Origin of the sequence: Rhizobium sp. rho-13.1 (genome assembly GCF_007000305.1) — a bacterium.
Taxonomy (GTDB): Bacteria; Pseudomonadota; Alphaproteobacteria; order Rhizobiales; family Rhizobiaceae; genus Rhizobium; species Rhizobium rhododendri.
In genome coordinates this window covers 1,193,386-1,208,256 of record NZ_SCFL01000001.1, presented here as the reverse complement: position 1 = coordinate 1,208,256, position 14,871 = coordinate 1,193,386, and the positions used below count along the sequence as shown (strand labels likewise).

General features: G+C 61.3%; 15 protein-coding genes. 3 read left to right on the top strand and 12 right to left on the bottom strand.

Annotation, left to right across the window (positions count from 1 at the left end; all coding sequences use genetic code 11):
- The first annotated feature begins 43 nt into the window (after nucleotides 1-43).
- The 3 genes from ureE to ureG all read left to right on the top strand — a co-directional run bounded on the left by ureE (nucleotide 44) and on the right by ureG (nucleotide 1,903).
- Nucleotides 44-508: an urease accessory protein UreE gene (gene ureE, locus EQW76_RS05985; protein ID WP_142823492.1), complete on the top strand. Its 465-nt coding sequence runs from the start codon at nucleotides 44-46 to the stop codon at nucleotides 506-508.
- A 5-nt stretch (nucleotides 509-513) separates the two neighbouring features.
- Nucleotides 514-1,182, top strand: coding sequence for an urease accessory protein UreF (locus tag EQW76_RS05980; protein WP_142823491.1), 669 nt, complete (start codon nucleotides 514-516; stop codon nucleotides 1,180-1,182).
- A 109-nt stretch (nucleotides 1,183-1,291) separates the two neighbouring features.
- Nucleotides 1,292-1,903 (top strand): urease accessory protein UreG, encoded by a 612-nt coding sequence (gene ureG / locus EQW76_RS05975; RefSeq protein ID WP_142823490.1) that lies wholly within the window; start codon nucleotides 1,292-1,294, stop codon nucleotides 1,901-1,903.
- 3 nt (nucleotides 1,904-1,906) lie between these two features.
- Here the strand turns inward: ureG and EQW76_RS05970 are convergent, their stop codons facing one another.
- From EQW76_RS05970 to EQW76_RS05915, 12 genes are all read right to left on the bottom strand, one after another.
- Nucleotides 1,907-2,590, bottom strand: a complete 684-nt coding sequence (locus tag EQW76_RS05970) for a Crp/Fnr family transcriptional regulator (RefSeq protein ID WP_142823489.1) — start codon at nucleotides 2,588-2,590, stop codon at nucleotides 1,907-1,909.
- Nucleotides 2,591-2,720: 130 nt separating this feature from the next.
- Complete coding sequence (locus EQW76_RS05965; RefSeq protein ID WP_142823488.1) at nucleotides 2,721-6,035, bottom strand: efflux RND transporter permease subunit; 3,315 nt, start codon at nucleotides 6,033-6,035, stop codon at nucleotides 2,721-2,723.
- A gap of 11 nt (nucleotides 6,036-6,046) precedes the next feature.
- On the bottom strand, nucleotides 6,047-7,237 hold the full coding sequence (locus EQW76_RS05960) for an efflux RND transporter periplasmic adaptor subunit (protein WP_142823621.1): 1,191 nt from the start codon (nucleotides 7,235-7,237) through the stop codon (nucleotides 6,047-6,049).
- Nucleotides 7,238-7,523: 286 nt separating this feature from the next.
- Nucleotides 7,524-7,997, bottom strand: a complete 474-nt coding sequence (locus tag EQW76_RS05955) for an NUDIX hydrolase (RefSeq protein WP_142823487.1) — start codon at nucleotides 7,995-7,997, stop codon at nucleotides 7,524-7,526.
- A gap of 48 nt (nucleotides 7,998-8,045) precedes the next feature.
- On the bottom strand, nucleotides 8,046-9,509 hold the full coding sequence (locus EQW76_RS05950; protein WP_142823486.1) for a CHAD domain-containing protein: 1,464 nt from the start codon (nucleotides 9,507-9,509) through the stop codon (nucleotides 8,046-8,048).
- Between the two features lie 41 nt (nucleotides 9,510-9,550).
- Nucleotides 9,551-9,967, bottom strand: a complete 417-nt coding sequence (locus tag EQW76_RS05945; RefSeq protein WP_142823485.1) for a hypothetical protein — start codon at nucleotides 9,965-9,967, stop codon at nucleotides 9,551-9,553.
- Nucleotides 9,968-10,305: 338 nt separating this feature from the next.
- Complete coding sequence (locus EQW76_RS05940; RefSeq protein WP_142823484.1) at nucleotides 10,306-11,274, bottom strand: ABC transporter substrate-binding protein; 969 nt, start codon at nucleotides 11,272-11,274, stop codon at nucleotides 10,306-10,308.
- A gap of 59 nt (nucleotides 11,275-11,333) precedes the next feature.
- A complete protein-coding gene (locus tag EQW76_RS05935) occupies nucleotides 11,334-12,461 on the bottom strand; it encodes an ABC transporter permease (protein WP_142823483.1) in 1,128 nt (375 codons plus the stop codon).
- Entirely contained in the window at nucleotides 12,458-13,345 is an 888-nt protein-coding gene (locus EQW76_RS05930) for an ABC transporter permease (RefSeq protein ID WP_142823482.1), read from the bottom strand. The genes EQW76_RS05935 and EQW76_RS05930 overlap by 4 nt, the downstream gene beginning before the upstream one ends.
- Nucleotides 13,346-13,347: 2 nt before the next feature.
- Nucleotides 13,348-13,683, bottom strand: coding sequence for a hypothetical protein (locus EQW76_RS05925; protein WP_142823481.1), 336 nt, complete (start codon nucleotides 13,681-13,683; stop codon nucleotides 13,348-13,350).
- Nucleotides 13,684-13,686: 3 nt separating this feature from the next.
- Entirely contained in the window at nucleotides 13,687-14,502 is an 816-nt protein-coding gene (locus EQW76_RS05920) for an ABC transporter ATP-binding protein (protein ID WP_142823480.1), read from the bottom strand.
- On the bottom strand, nucleotides 14,493-14,870 hold the full coding sequence (locus tag EQW76_RS05915; RefSeq protein WP_142823479.1) for a hypothetical protein: 378 nt from the start codon (nucleotides 14,868-14,870) through the stop codon (nucleotides 14,493-14,495). The genes EQW76_RS05920 and EQW76_RS05915 overlap by 10 nt, the downstream gene beginning before the upstream one ends.
- Between the last annotated feature and the right edge of the window lies 1 nt (nucleotide 14,871).

Sequence of the window (14,871 nt, the reverse complement as noted above, 5' to 3'; positions counted from 1 at the left end):
TGACTATTTTGCATGGTCACGCTTCACAGAAACGGAACCTTCCATGCAACGCATCACCTCCTATCTTCCGGCTGGCACCCCATCTTCCCATCCGATCGAAAAGGTCGTCCTGCCGCATGATCTTCGCCATCTTCGCCGCAAGCTTCTGCATCTGGAGAACGGCGACATGGTCATGCTCGACCTCAAGGAAGCGGTTCTGCTGGCCCACGGCGATCTTCTGGTGCGCGAGGACGGTGAACTCATCGAGATCGTCGCTGCGCCGGAGAAGCTGTTCGAGATCAAGCCGCGCAACCGGTTGCATCTGATCGAGCTCGCCTGGCACCTCGGCAACAGGCATCTACCGGCACAAATCGAGGAAGATCGTATCCTCATCCTGCGCGATCACGTCATTCGATCGATGCTCGAAGGCCTGGGTGCCGATGTGGCCGACGTCACCGAGCCTTTTCAGCCGGCGCGAGGCGCCTACCATTCGCATGGTCACGACCACGGCCATCCGGCACACGACTGACCGTCATGGGTGACGTCAGTCAAACAACTGCCCTGCTGCGTCTGATGGCCTGGCTGTCGCCGGCCTTCCCGATTGGTTCGTTTGCCTATTCGCAAGGCCTCGAAAGAGCGGTGCATGACGGGCTGGTGACCAATGCCCGGGATCTCGATTCATGGTTGTCCTCGGTCCTTACCCATGGCGCTGTCTGGAACGATGCGGTGTTGATGGCCGAGGCGCATACTTCGGCATCTGATCCCCAGCCGCTTGCTGCCTGCGCCGAACTCGCAGAAGCTTTGGCCGGTTCGCGGGAGCGGCATCAGGAAACAATGCTACTGGGGGACGCTTTCCTGGCGGCTGCCGGCGCATGGCCGCAGATGCCGGTGTCTGTTCCTGAAAAGCTTGCCTATCCCGTTGCCGTCGGCGCGGTTGCCGCAGCCCATGGGGTCGGGGCACGCGACGCTATCGCGGCTTACCTGCATGCCTTCGTGTCGCAGGGCGTCTCGGCGTCCATTCGGCTCAGTGTATGTGGCCAGAGGGACGGCGTCGGGGTGCTTGCCGGGCTTGAAACCCTGGTTTCGACTACCGCCGCCAAAGCAGCGTCTTCCACCCTGGACGATCTGGGTTCGGCCGCTGTCCAGGCCGACATCGTGGCTCTCAGGCACGAGACGCAACGGGTGAGGCTGTTCCGCTCGTGATCGCCGCTCTGCCACTCTCATCCCGGCGGGGCGGGGTGCGGATACGTCATTTGCCTCTATCCGCCGCTGTCGCGTTTCACTATCCTTATGTTTTATCGGAGTTCGAACCATGAAATCCAGAAACGGTCCCCTGCGCGTCGGTATCGGCGGTCCTGTTGGCTCCGGCAAGACGGCGCTGACGGAGAAGCTGTGCAAGGCATTGCGCGACGAGTATTCCGTCGCCGTCGTCACCAACGACATCTACACGACTGAAGATGCCGAGGCACTGGTACGGATGCAGGCGTTGCCGTCCTATCGTATCGTCGGCGTGGAGACCGGCGGTTGTCCGCACACCGCCATCCGCGAGGATGCAACCATCAACCTGCAGGCGATAGCCGGGCTGAATGCGCGGATTCCGGATCTCGATATCGTCTTCATCGAATCCGGTGGCGATAACCTCGCCGCAACGTTCTCTCCGGATCTTGCCGACATCACCATCTATGTGATCTCGGTCTGCCAGGGCGAGGAAATCCCGCGCAAGGGCGGGCCCGGCATCACGAAATCGGACATGCTGGTCATCAACAAGAAGGACCTTGCGCCGCATGTCGGTGCCGATCTCGAGGTCATGGACCGTGACGCAACCCGCATGCGGGCCGATCTGCCCTTCGTGTTCTCCGACATGAAGCGCGGCGACGGCGTTGGCACGATCGTCGATTTCCTCAAGCTCCACGGCGGGCTTTGAAGCTCAGACGTTTCTAAGCGCTTCCGGGTCCTTGATCTCGATCAGGCGGCCGTGGACTGTGACGCCGGAGCTCCTAAGGGTCGAGAACGCCCGCGACAGGGCTTCCGGCGCCAGGCCCAGTTTTCCTGCCAGCAGGCTTTTGGGGAAGGGTAGGCGGAGCTGGGCGGCTTCGCCGCTGCCGGCGCAGGCATTCAGCAAATAGTTGGCGACCCTCTGCGGGGCCGTCTGCAGCCGGTCATTGGCGATGCAATCTATGCTGTCTAGAAAGTGGCTCGATATGACGCTCACCATCGCCTTGTCGATCGCGCAATAACGCTCCGCAAGACGCCGCACGGAGTGCGTCTCGAACCGGCAGAGGAGCGTCGTGTCCGTCGCCTGGGCATTGTAGCGGTATCCGCCCTCTGCATAGAGTACGCACTCTGCAAAGGTGTCTCCGGGGCCGCAAAGGCGGATATCCGCTTCCCTGCCGTCCCTGTTCAGGCGGTAGAGGCGAACATAGCCGCTCAGCACGCAGTAGAAGAATTCCGACGGCTCATTTTGGCGGAAGATAATATCGCGCGCTTCGCAGTGGACGGCGGAGGCGCTCTCGACCAGCTTGTCAGAGGCTTCTCCGATCAGCGAACTGATAAACGGCATTGTCCGGAGAAGCGACTTCTCACGCTCGCCCATCGGCAGCAGACTGCTCATGCACGAAGCCCTCCAAAAATATAATGTTCATCATAGCCACCCGAGGCTTTCACCAACTTGACCTGGATCAAGGATGCCCCCGTCGGCCAGCCATCGCAGCGCTTTCGTACCCGCCTGTCACTATCGCACATTATTCAGCGGCGTGAGGCGGCAAGTTGAGGATATTCCGTTTATCGTCGCCCGCCCGGTGGGAAGGATCCTTCTGCTCCAGCCGCTCGAAGCGCCGCTCCAGATCCGTGAGTTCCGCCCGGTTCGCCGCCATCGCAGCTGCGAGGCTTTCCTGGGTAACGACGACGTCGTCGGCATCCCTGCGCCCGACCAGACGTCCGAAGAGCCAGCCGAGCAGACGCGACAAGTCGTCCATGATGAGGAAGAAGGACGGCACGACAATCAGGCTCAGCACGGTTGAGACGATGATGCCGCCGATGACGGCAATTGCCATCGGCGCGCGGAACGAGCCGCCTTCGCCGACGCCCAATGCGGAGGGCAGCATACCGGCCGACATGGCAATCGAAGTCATGATGATCGGCCGCGCGCGCTTGCGTCCGGCTTCTACCATGGCTTCGACGCGCGGCATGCCCTTGTGCATCATCTCGATGGCGAAATCGACTAGCAGGATGGCGTTCTTGGTCACGATGCCCATCAGCATGAGGATGCCGATCAGCACCGGCATGGACAGCGGGTTGTGGGTGACGATTAGCGCTGCTGCGACGCCGCCGATGGCAAGCGGCAGCGAGAACAGGATGGTAAAGGGCTGGATGACATCCTTGAACAGCAGGATCAGCACCGACAGCACCAGCAGCAGCCCTAGCAGCATGGCATTGATGAAGCCCTGCTGCATTTCGTTCTGTACCTTGGCGTCGCCGCTTTCAGCCAGGTGGACGCTTGCCGGAATATTCGCCCCGGCGACGATCTGGCGGAAACGGTCGGATGCACTGTTCAGCGCGACTCCCTGCGGCAGGTCGGCGCCGATGGAGACGACGCGGTAACGGTTGTTGCGCTTGATCGAGCTCAGGCCTTCGGAATAGTCGATGTCGGCCACCGTCGATAGCGGCACCGTGCCGCCGGTTGCCGTCTGGATCCTGAGTGCGCGGATGGCGGCGAGATCGCGCCGCATGTCGAGAGATGCCTGAACGCGGATCGGGATCTGGCGGTCGTCGAGCGAGATCTTCGCAAGCAACGAATCGCTGTCGCCGATGGTAGCCACCCGCAAGGTGTCGGATATCGCCTGCGGCGTGATGCCGAGCCGGGCAGCCTCGTCCTTGCGCGGATGGATCTGCAGTTCCGGACGCGGCAAGGCGCCATCCGGGCTGACATTTGCCAGCAGCGGATCGGCTCGCAGCTTCGATTCCAGCGTCGCGATGGCGCCGTTGAGATCGGTTGAGCTACGCGACAGGAAGTTGAACGACAGGTCGCGCTCGCCGCGGTCGTTCAGCTTGGTGATCCGGACATCGGGGATATCGCGCAACTTGGCGAAGACTTCCTTCTCGATATCCCATTGCGGCCGAATGCGACCCTTCGGGGTTACCTTCGGCAAATGCGGGCCGACGATGGGGATGGAGCCGAGGACGTCGTTGACGAGCCTCGTTACGAGCGATTGGTCGCGCTTGAAAAGCCCGAGGGTCACGGTCGCGCGGCGCAATTCCAGGTCGCCCTTCGGAGACGCTCCTCCGAGCACGAAGACGCTTTCGACGCCGGCGATGTCCTTGACCCGCTTGTAGACGGCGTCGGTCGCTTTGTCGGTGTCGTCGAGGCGGGCATTTGGCGGCAGTTCGACGGAGAGCACGATCCGCGAAGCATCGTCAGGCGGCAGGAAGCTGCCCGGCACCTGGAAGAGAAAATAGACGGACCCGATCAGGAAGGCGATGGCCGCCAGCAGCGTCGTGTAACGCCAGCGCGTGGTAACCCGGATCATCCGCGTGTAGCCGCGCATCATGCGCCCGTCATTGTCGTGATGATCGTCCATGCCGTCTTCGGCACTCATCAGGTAGGCTGCCATCATCGGCGTGATGAGCCGGGCGACCAGTAGCGAGAAGAACACCGAGAAGGCGACGGTGAGGCCGAACTGGATGAAATACTGGCCGGGTATGCCCGGCATGAAGGAGACGGGCACGAACACGGCGATGATGGTGAAGGTGGTGGCGATGACCGCCAAGCCGATTTCATCCGCAGCCTCGATGGCCGCGCGGTACGGCGTCTTGCCCATCTTGATGTGGCGGGCGATATTTTCGATCTCTACGATGGCGTCGTCGACGAGGATGCCGGTCGCCAGCGTCAGGGCGAGGAAGCTCACCAGATTGAGCGAGAAGCCCATCAGGTCCATGATCCAGAAGGTGGGAATGGCCGACAGGGGGAGGGCGATGGCCGAGATCAGCGTGGCGCGCCAGTTCTTCAGGAACAGGAACACGACAATGACGGCGAGCAGCGCGCCTTCCATCAGTGTGTCGATGGCCGCCTCGTAGTTGCCATAGGTGAAGTAGACCGAATCGTCGATCAGTTCGATGCTGACGTTCGGGTTTTCCGTCCTGACCTTCGCGAGGCTTTCGGACACAGTCTTTGCGACGCTGACTTCGCTGGCGCCCTTGGCGCGGAAGACGCCGAAGGTGACCACCGGATTGTTGTTGAAGCGCGAGAAGGATTTCGGCTCCTCATAGGTATCCTTGATCGCGCCGAGATCGGAAAGCTTCACGAAGCGCCCGTTGGACAGCGCAATCGTGGTGTCGGCAAGCTGGGCCACGTCGCGGGCATCGCCGAGCACGCGGATTGCCTGCTCGCTGCCGGCCACCTGGCCACGGCCTGAGCCGAGATCGATGTTGGTGCCGCGCAGTTGCTGGTTGACGCTGAGCGCGGTGATGCCATGGGCGTTCAGCTTGTCGGGATCGAGCTCGATGCGCACCTCGCGGTTCGCACCGCCGTACCGGTCGACGCGGCCGATGCCCTTCTGGCCCTGAAGCGAACGCTTGACGGTGTCGTCGACGAACCACGAGAGTTCCTCGAGCGTCATATTGGGAGAGGAGACCGCAAAGGTCTGGATCGCCTGGCCTTCGACATCGACCTTGGATACGATCGGTTCGTCCACGTTGCCCGGCAGGTTGCCGCGGATACGGTCGACGGCGTCCTTGGTGTCCTGGACGGCCTGCTGCGTCGGCACTTCAAGGCGGAAGACCACCACAGTCTGCGATACGCCGTCATTGATCGTCGACTGGATTTCGTCGATGCCGTTGATGCTGGCGACGGCGTCCTCGATCTCCTTGGTCACCTGCATTTCCAGTTCCGCCGGAGAGGCGCCGTTCTGGGTTACGGTGATGTTGACGACGGGAACGTCGATGTTCGGAAAACGGGTGATCGGCAGCTTGTTGAAAGCTTGCACGCCGACAAACAGCAGCAGCACAAAAGCCAGCAGCGGTGCGACGGGATTGCGGATGGACCAGGCGGAGAAATTCATCTGAGCCCCGTTCAGTTGGTTGCAGCGGGCATATCGTGCACCGGCGTAATGTGGTCGCCGTCGCGCACGTAGGCACCCGCCTTGGCCACCACCTCGTCGCCGGCATTCAGACCCTTGACGATCTGGATATAGGCGCCGTCCTGGATACCGGTTTCAACGCTGACGAACTTGACGATCCCGTTTTCGACCCTGCGGGCGGACGATCCCTGTGGCTCGTTGTTGACAGCAGTCAGCGGCAAGGCGATGCCGTCCGTCTGGTTTATGACGATCTCTGTGCTGCCGTACATGCCGGCGCGTGCCTTGCTGCCATCGTCGATATAAATGTGGACCGCGCCGAGCCGGGTGACGGCATCGACTGTCGGGGAGACGAGACGCACCGAGCCGGTCAGCTTTTCACGGCTGCCGGAGAGCGAGACGGTGGCCTTCTGCCCCGCCTGGATCTTGGTTATATCGCTCTCTGAGACGTCGGTGACTAGCTCGAGGGCGCTGTCCCGGATGATGGTAAACAGCGGATCGCCTGAGCCGTTGGCAATGGCGCCAACGCGCGCGTTGCGCGACGCGACCGTGCCGCTTACGGGCGTCTTGACGCCGGTGCGGGCAAGCTTCAGGTCGATGTCGGCGATCTGGCTGTCGACCACCTTGAGATCGGCTTCCTGGACGGCGATGGCTTGTTCGGCCGATGTCACCCTTGCCTTGTTGGCTGCTGCCGACGCCGTTGCCTGCTCGACGGTCGAAACCGAGACGGTACCCTTTTCACCCATGGCAACGGAGCGTGCGCGCTGCAATTCGGTCTGGGCGTCGTTGGCTTGCGCCTCGATCAGCTGGGCGTGCAACTGGGCAAGCGTCGCCTGACCCTTCGCGCGCGTTGCCTGCGTCTCGGCCTTCTGGAGCACCAGCGCATCGTCGCTCAGCGTCGCCAGCGTGCTGCCGGCCGTTACCTTGTCGCCAACGTCGGCATGCAACGTCTTGATCGGCAGGCCATCGACGAGCGGCTGGATGTAGACTTCCTCGACTGCCTTGACCGTTCCGGTGGCGACGATTTTCTCGACCATGTTGCGCTTCACGGCCTGCGTCACGACGATGGCCGGAAGGTTCTGCTTGGGGGCCGCAACAGCAGTTTCCTCCGCGCTTGCGGCAAAGGCGGGCAGCAGACTCAAGAGCAGGAATGCGGCGGTCTGGGCTTTGAGCGGCGTGCGGAACATGCTGTTCTTTCGAATGTTGCGGTCGATCGTCGGGCGTTTGGAAATGCGGCAGTTCTCGATGCTCGGTTTACTCGCCATCTGCAATAGCGCTCTTACCTGTGAAAACGCCCCGTAGACCCCTTTTGACAAGGTTACGACCCGTTCCAAACTTCGGATCATGAAGTTCAATACTAGCAAAAATAAGTTTTGAAAGCGCCTTGTTTAAAAGTTCCTGAGAGCGCCCTCCAGATTGGAGGTGGCGACACTCCGTTGGACTTCCACAAGGCGTCGGGATGCTATTCCGGCTTTACGAATTTTCGCCGAAAAGACTGCTCTTTCCAAGGACACCGAGCAGCATTCTCAATCCGGGCTGGTGCACGGCTTCAATCGCCTCCGGAAAGGGTACCCATCTCATGATGCGTTGACCCTTCTCCGGAAACTCCGTAACGGCAAGGCGGACGTCGAGAAGGTGGACTGAAACACGGTAGGATGCGTTGGTGCCCTCCTTGCGGTAGGCAAATGCTCCAAGGATCTCGGGCGCGCACGTGCCGCGTATGCCGGCCTCCTCGAAAGCTTCGCGCTCCGCCGCCTGTGCGGAGGTTTCGCCAGCTTCGACATTGCCTTTGGGGATGCCCCATCGCCCGCTCCGACGACTGGTGATCAGCAGCACCTCGCGGGAAATCCGGCGATAGCAGATTGCACCCGCCTGCTCGAACAGCGGCTGTGCAGTCTGCTTCAGGGCAGGCGCCCCCGTCTGCAGCTTCACCGTCGGCTCATCCATGGCAGCGCACCCCTGGAGCCTTCAATGGGACCCATACCGATGATGACGTCATCGCCAGAACCTTTTGACATCGAGCAGATCGTCCAGCGCATCCGCGGATGCTTGGAGTAGCTTGGTCTTCCTTCCTGTCGGGGATAGCCTGCCGGCATCCGGGTGGTCTTCCAGGCCGTGATCACGAAGGACTGCCGGCGCCGTGGCGAGATCGTTGACGCCGCCCAGATGTTCCTGGAGTTTCTCAAGAGCTTTCACGAACTCCCTGTGGCGCCTTCGTCCTTGCTTGTCGCTGAACAAGGAGGCGAAAAACTCGGCGGCGTAGCGAAGTTTCTTCGCATCCTTTCTAACCTCGTGGCGCTCCGTGTCGGTTCCATCTGCCAGAAGTTTAGCGTTTCGCCTGATGGTCTTGCGCAGGCGGTCGAGGGCATGGGAGGCGAACTCCGAGGCCGGCGCGTGGCGCGCTTCCCGGGTTTCCTCCATCTCCAGATAGGCGCCGCACCATAACCACTCGATGAAATCCATGGCCACCCGCCGTGCGCGCGGAGATGCCATCGCCTCTATGGCGAGATCGTATTTTTCGGTGCGCAGAACCTTCAGGCGGTCGCGAAGCTCGCCGTTGTCTGCAGTCGATACGAGAATGTCGAAGTTGCGAGCGTCGCCCATGATCGAGGCCAGCCATTTCAGTTCGGCGGCAATTCGGCCTGCCTCGGGATCGACCAGAATAGGCTTGAAGATCGACAGGGCCGAACGGAGCCGGCGCAGGGAGACGCGGGCCTGATGCAGCGCTTCCGGGTTTCGTCGATCGGCCAGCACCGTCTCGTTCAGGCGAAATTGCCGGAAGCAGGATTGGCCAATGGTCTGGAAGGCCGTCACGGCGTTGGCCGTTCGGTCGAGTTGCACGGGCTCGGCTTTATAGAAATTCTGCAACGGCGCGACCAGGGCGTAACCGCGTTCGGATTTCGAAAGCACCCCGAGGCGCAGGCCGTCGATATCCTGGATCTTGCGCGCGGCGCGAAAGAGATCGAGCGTGTTGCCGTCCTTCAATTCCAGTTCGACCTCGCACACCGGGCTGCGGCGGTCCCCGGCGATGACGATGCCCTCGTCGACGACGATCTCGATTTCGGAGCCGTCCTCCCTGTGCAGCCATTTCTTTCGCTGCACCTGCACGATGAACTGGACCACGAGTTGATCGGCATCGAGATCGGGCCATAGGTCTGTGGAAATGGGTGCGGTGTGATCGAGAACAGGGACGTCCGTCTCGACGATCGATTCCCATTCGGGCCTTGCAAACAGGCCGGCAGTGCTCTGGTGCGTTGCCTTGATCGTCTGGGTGCGGACATCGCCTGCCTGCCGGATGCGAAGCGAAAAGCCTGCGTTGCGCAACGTCTGGTCAGGGGTGTCGAAGTAGAGCGCGCGCTGCTCGAAGACCGCCAATGGCTCGCCCAGTAGTGGCGAGTTCAGAAGCCTGTACTTGGCTTCCTGCGACAATTCGAGCTTCAGTTCGATTTCGCGTGTCAAATGTCATTCTCCAGGTTGCAACACGCCATAGCCCTCAAGTGTTAAGGCTTGCCGCTCCAGCCTTCCCGACGCCACTGGTCCGCACGCTCGTCGATGTCGATGGAGCCTTCGTCGTCGAGGATATTGCGGGCGATGTCGTATTGCGCCTTGTCGACGTCGATCACCGATACCAGAAAACCGCCGCGTCGCAGGCCTTCGGAATAGGCGGCTCGCTCGTGGTCGGCGAAGAACCAGTTTTCGAGCTTGTGCCAGAAGTCGACCGGCTCCGCTGCAGTTGCCGGCTCGTCGCCTTCGCTGGCGATATTGGGGAGGAAATGGACTGCTTCCGACGGAATGCCGGCGTCTTGCAGGCGGGCGACTGCGGACGCTGCTTCGCTCCTGCTGTCGAAGATCGCCGAGAGCGTGCAGGCGGACGCCGGGCGGAAATCCGGGTCGTTTTCACTGGAGATGTTGTTCATGTCGGTCTCCTCGTTCGGCTGCGATCAAAGCGAGTGTCGCTGGAAATGGCGCGGCTGGCAACACGCAGTCCGCTAGCGGGCGGATGCTCCACCGCAGGCTGAAAATCTGCAGGTCGAAGGACCCAGATATCGCTAGGATAGCCGCTGCGGGTGACAATCAGTTTACAGCACGTGCGCCTTTATCTCGGCAGGTTCGGGCGAAAGTGGTGATGAACCAATCGGTTCCGAGCCTATTTTGCCTCGGGATCCCGATCTGACGCGGCAATTTCACCGCCCCTCAACGCAGAAACGCGCAGGCATGAGAGCCCGCGCGTTTCAGGACTGTTAGAGCGTTAAGACTACTTCAGCGCGGCATCGGTGATGGCGTGCGTCCAGGCGTCCTTGGGCTCCTTGGTGATGATCTTCTGGTCCAGCAGGGCTGTTTCGGTGCGTTCGTAGAGCGCCTTGTCGAGCTTGCCGGAGCCGATCAGCTTGGCGACTTCGCCGGCCATGAACTTCTGGTGGGCTTCGTCCTGACCGCCGTTATCGACGACGATTTCGGCGGCTTCATCGGGATGCTCGACGGCGTATTTCCAGCCCTTCATGGAGGCGCGAACGAACTTGACCATCTTTTCCTTGAAGGCCGGGTCCTTGAGCTTCGTTTCGTTGGCGTAGAGGCCGTCTTCGAGCAGGTTCACGCCGAGCTTGGTATAGTTGAAGACGGTGAGGTCCTCAGGTTTGAAGCCGGCGTCGAGGACCTGGCCATATTCGTTGTAGGTCATCACCGAGATGCAGTCGGCCTGCTTCTGGATCAGCGGCTGGACGTCGAAGCTCTGCTTCAGGACCGTGACACCGTCCGTGCCGCCCGATGTCGGGATCTTCAGCTTGTTCATCCAGGCGAAGAACGGATATTCGTTGCCGTAGAACCAGACGCCGAGCGTGTGGCCTTTGAAGTCGGCTTCGGTCTTGACCGGGCCGTCCTTGCGGCAGACCATTTCAAGGCCTGACTTCTCGAAGGGCTGGGCGATGTTGATCAGCGGCACGCCCTTTTCGCGGGCAACCAGGGCACCGCCCATCCAGTCGACGATCACGTCAGCGCCGCCGCCGGCGATGATCTGCTCAGGAGCGACATCAGGGCCGCCCGGCTTGATGTCGACGTCCAGGCCTTCCGCCTTGTAGAAGCCCTTGTCCTTGGCGACGTAGTAGCCGCCGAACTGGGCTTGGGCGACCCATTTCAGCTGCAGCGTCACCTTGTCGGCAGCAAGTGCTGACTGGGCTGCGGCAACGGCCATGGTGCCGGCCATCAATGTCATGACTATTTTTTTCATTTTCTTCCCTTTTCCCTCTGAAGTTATGCCTGCGATCCCTGGCCAGGATAGCAGGCCGTCTAGCCACCACGGCTCGACGGATGCCAGAAAGTCGTTGCCCTTTCCACCAAGGCCACGACGCCATAGAAAACGGAGCCGGCAATCGCCGCCACCGTGATTTCCGCCCACACCATGTCGACGTTCATCCGGCCGATTTCGGTCGAGATGCGAAAGCCCATGCCGACGATGGGGGTGCCGAAGAATTCCGCGACGATGGCACCGATCAGAGCCAGCGTCGAGTTGATCTTCAATGCGTTGAAGATGAAGGGTGCTGCGGCTGGAAGCCGGAGCTTGAACAGGGTCTGGGTGTAACTCGAGGCGTAGGTGCGCATCAGGTCACGTTCTATCGCTCCCGATGCCGCAAGGCCTGCCACGGTGTTCACCAGCATCGGAAAAAAAGTCATGATGGTAACCACGGCCGCCTTCGATTGCCAGTCGAAGCCGAACCACATGACCATGATCGGGGCGACGCCGATGATTGGCAGGGCGGAGGCGAGGTTGGCAATCGGCATCAGGCCGCGCCTCAGGAAAGCGAAGCGGTCGGCGAGGATCGCCACCAGAAATCCGCTGATGCAGCCGATGGCGTAGCCGGCGATCACCGCCTTGAAGATCGTCTGGCGAACGTCGGCGGCAAGGATCGGCAAGGAACTGGCAATTCGGACGGCAATGGCACTCGGCGGCGGCAGGATGATGAACGGGATGCCGGCGCCACGCGTAGCGGCCTCCCAGATGATCAGGATCCAGGCACCGAAGATCGCCGGAATTAGCAGCCTCAGGACCGTACCGGAAAAGCGCGAGTGCGGGCGGATATCCGAAAGAATGCTGACGCAGCGCCACGCGAGCAGCCATGCGGACGCCAGCAAAAGGAAGAATGACAGTCTGGCGGCGCCCTCATTGCCGGTGATTGCGGTCAACAGCAGCCAAGCGACTTCATGGGCTGCCAGAAACAGGATGGCAGCACTGATCGCCGGCGGCAGTGTCAACTGCGACAGAAAGCATGAGATGATGATCATGAAGAAGATCAGGGCGCTGATACCGGGCAGGATGGGATCGCCGCTGCCGGGTTCGATCAGCGGAAAGGTGAGGGCGGCGCCGATGCAAAGAAGGATCGCCACGAGGCTTTGCCAGGAATACTGGAGGTTCTTCATGATGGGCGCCTCCCCATCGCACGGTCGACGATGCGGGCGGCAATGCTGACGATGCCGACGAGCAGGGCCGCTAGTACCGAGCCCGCGACGAGCGCGGCCCAGATGTCGATCGTCTGGCTGTAATAGGAGCCGGCGAGGAGTTTTGCGCCGATGCCGGCGACAGCTCCGGTCGGCAATTCAGCGACGATGGCGCCGACCAGGCTCGCCGCAATACCGACCTTCATCGAGGTGAACAGGTAAGGCACGGAGGCGGGCAGACGCAGCTTCCAGAATGTCTGGGTGGCTGTGGCCTTGTAGGTGCGCATGAGGTCCAGGTGCATGGCTTCGGGTGAGCGAAGACCCTTGACCATGCCGACCGTCACCGGAAAAAACGACAAGTAGGTCGAAATCAGTGCCTTGGGGATCAGCCCGTTGATGTCGACCGCGGCGAGCACGACGATGACCATCGGCGCGATGGCGAGCACCGGCACGGTCTGGGAGGCGATGATCCAAGGCATCAGGCTGCGGTCGAGCGTGACGACATGGACGATGCCGATGGCGATGAGGATACCGAGAAGCGTGCCGAAGACGAAGCCGACGGCTGTGGATGTCAGCGTGATCCAGGCGTTGTAGACGAGGCTGCGGTTGCTATCGATGGCGCGCAGGAAGGTGTTGTCAAAAACCGCAATCGCCACCTGGTGCGGCGCCGGAAGCGTCGGCTTCGGCTGCGCCATCGTCCTGCCAATGAACTCCAGTGGGCCTGTGGACACGCCGGCGCGGCTGTCGAGGTCGATCTGGAAAGGGGCGTTCATGATAACGGTGGCGACATACCAGATCGCCAGGATGGCGAGGAGAACGGTCGTCACGGGAATGAACTTGTGCCGGAAAAACTGTTCGTTCTCCATGCTCACGCCTTTCCCTGCAAGGGAAGCAGCATCAACGCCATAGATACGACGCCGAGCCCGACACCTGCCATCTGCGCCAAGCTGAGGCGCTCGCCGAAGACGACAAAGGCGATGATGTTGATGGCGACCAATTGCACGATGGCCGAGGCGGAGATGGCAAGGCCAAGGCCGCCCTCGCGCATCAACCGCACCATCATCAGGTTTCCGACGCAGTAAAGCCCGAGGGACAGCACGAGGATCAGGACATTGCTGGTGGCGATATAGGCCCGCGATGCGGTGGCGCCGCCGAGGAAGATCAGCATGGCGCCGCCGAGCCAGAGGAGGAAGGTGCCGTTCATGGCCTATTCCTCATAGGAGTGGCCGGCGCGCAGGCCTTCGCGGACGCGGTGGGCGATGGCGAGGAATTCGGGGGTTTCACGGATGCCGAGCGGACGCTCCGCCGGCAACGTGGATTCGATGATATCGGTCACCCGGCCGGGGCGCGGCGACATCACGACGATCCTCGTCGACAGGTAGACCGCTTCAGGGATCGAGTGGGTGACGAAGCAGATCGTCTTGTTGGTGCGGGCCCAGAGTTTCAGCAGTTGCTCGTTCAGATGATCGCGGACGATCTCGTCGAGTGCGCCGAAGGGTTCGTCCATCAGCAGAAGGTCGGCGTCAAAGGCGAGTGCGCGGGCGATCGATGCGCGCTGCTGCATGCCGCCCGACAATTGCCAGGGGTGCTTCTTCTCGAAGCCGGTGAGGTTGACGAGGTCCAGCGTCCGGGCGATGCGTTTGTCCCGCTCATCCTTCGCGTAGCCCATGATTTCGAGCGGCAGGGAGATATTCTTCTCGATGGTGCGCCACGGATAGAGCGCTGGAGCCTGGAAGACATAGCCATAGGCTCGCGCCTTGCGGGCCTCTTCAGGCGTCATGCCGTTGACGTCGATTTCGCCGGAAGTCTTCTTCTCGAGATCGGCGATACAGCGCAGAAACGTCGTCTTGCCGCAGCCTGAAGGGCCGATGAAGGAGATGAAATCGCCCTTGCGGACATCGAGATCGACGTTGCTCAGCGCATGCACCGGACCATCGCTCGTCTGGTAGGTGAGACAGAGATTTCGGGCAGACACGACGGATGCCGTGATCTTCTGTTCTGGCGTGGATGCGATTACCGACATTTCTTCACGGGTCCCAATTTTGTCCCGTCCTCGAAAAGGATGCGGTAACTGCTCTTGTCTACACGGATGATATCAACTCTCTCTTCGCCAGCGCTGTCTTCACCTTCTGCCTGGCAGGCGGCCGTGACGGTGAACCTGTCGTTGCTGGTCTTGACGATCTTCTTGAACTCGCAGCTGGAAACGGACGTCGTCACGGCATCAGGCGTCAGCAGCAGGAATGTATCGGCACCGCTCGATTCTCCGGTCTTTGCATAGATGCATCCTTCCTTGCTGCCATAATTGCCGTCGATGGCCAGTCCCAGGCCATCGGCGTTTGCATAGGTCGGTACGAGCAGAATGGCGGTAACCAGAAGGTGGCGGGCGCGCACA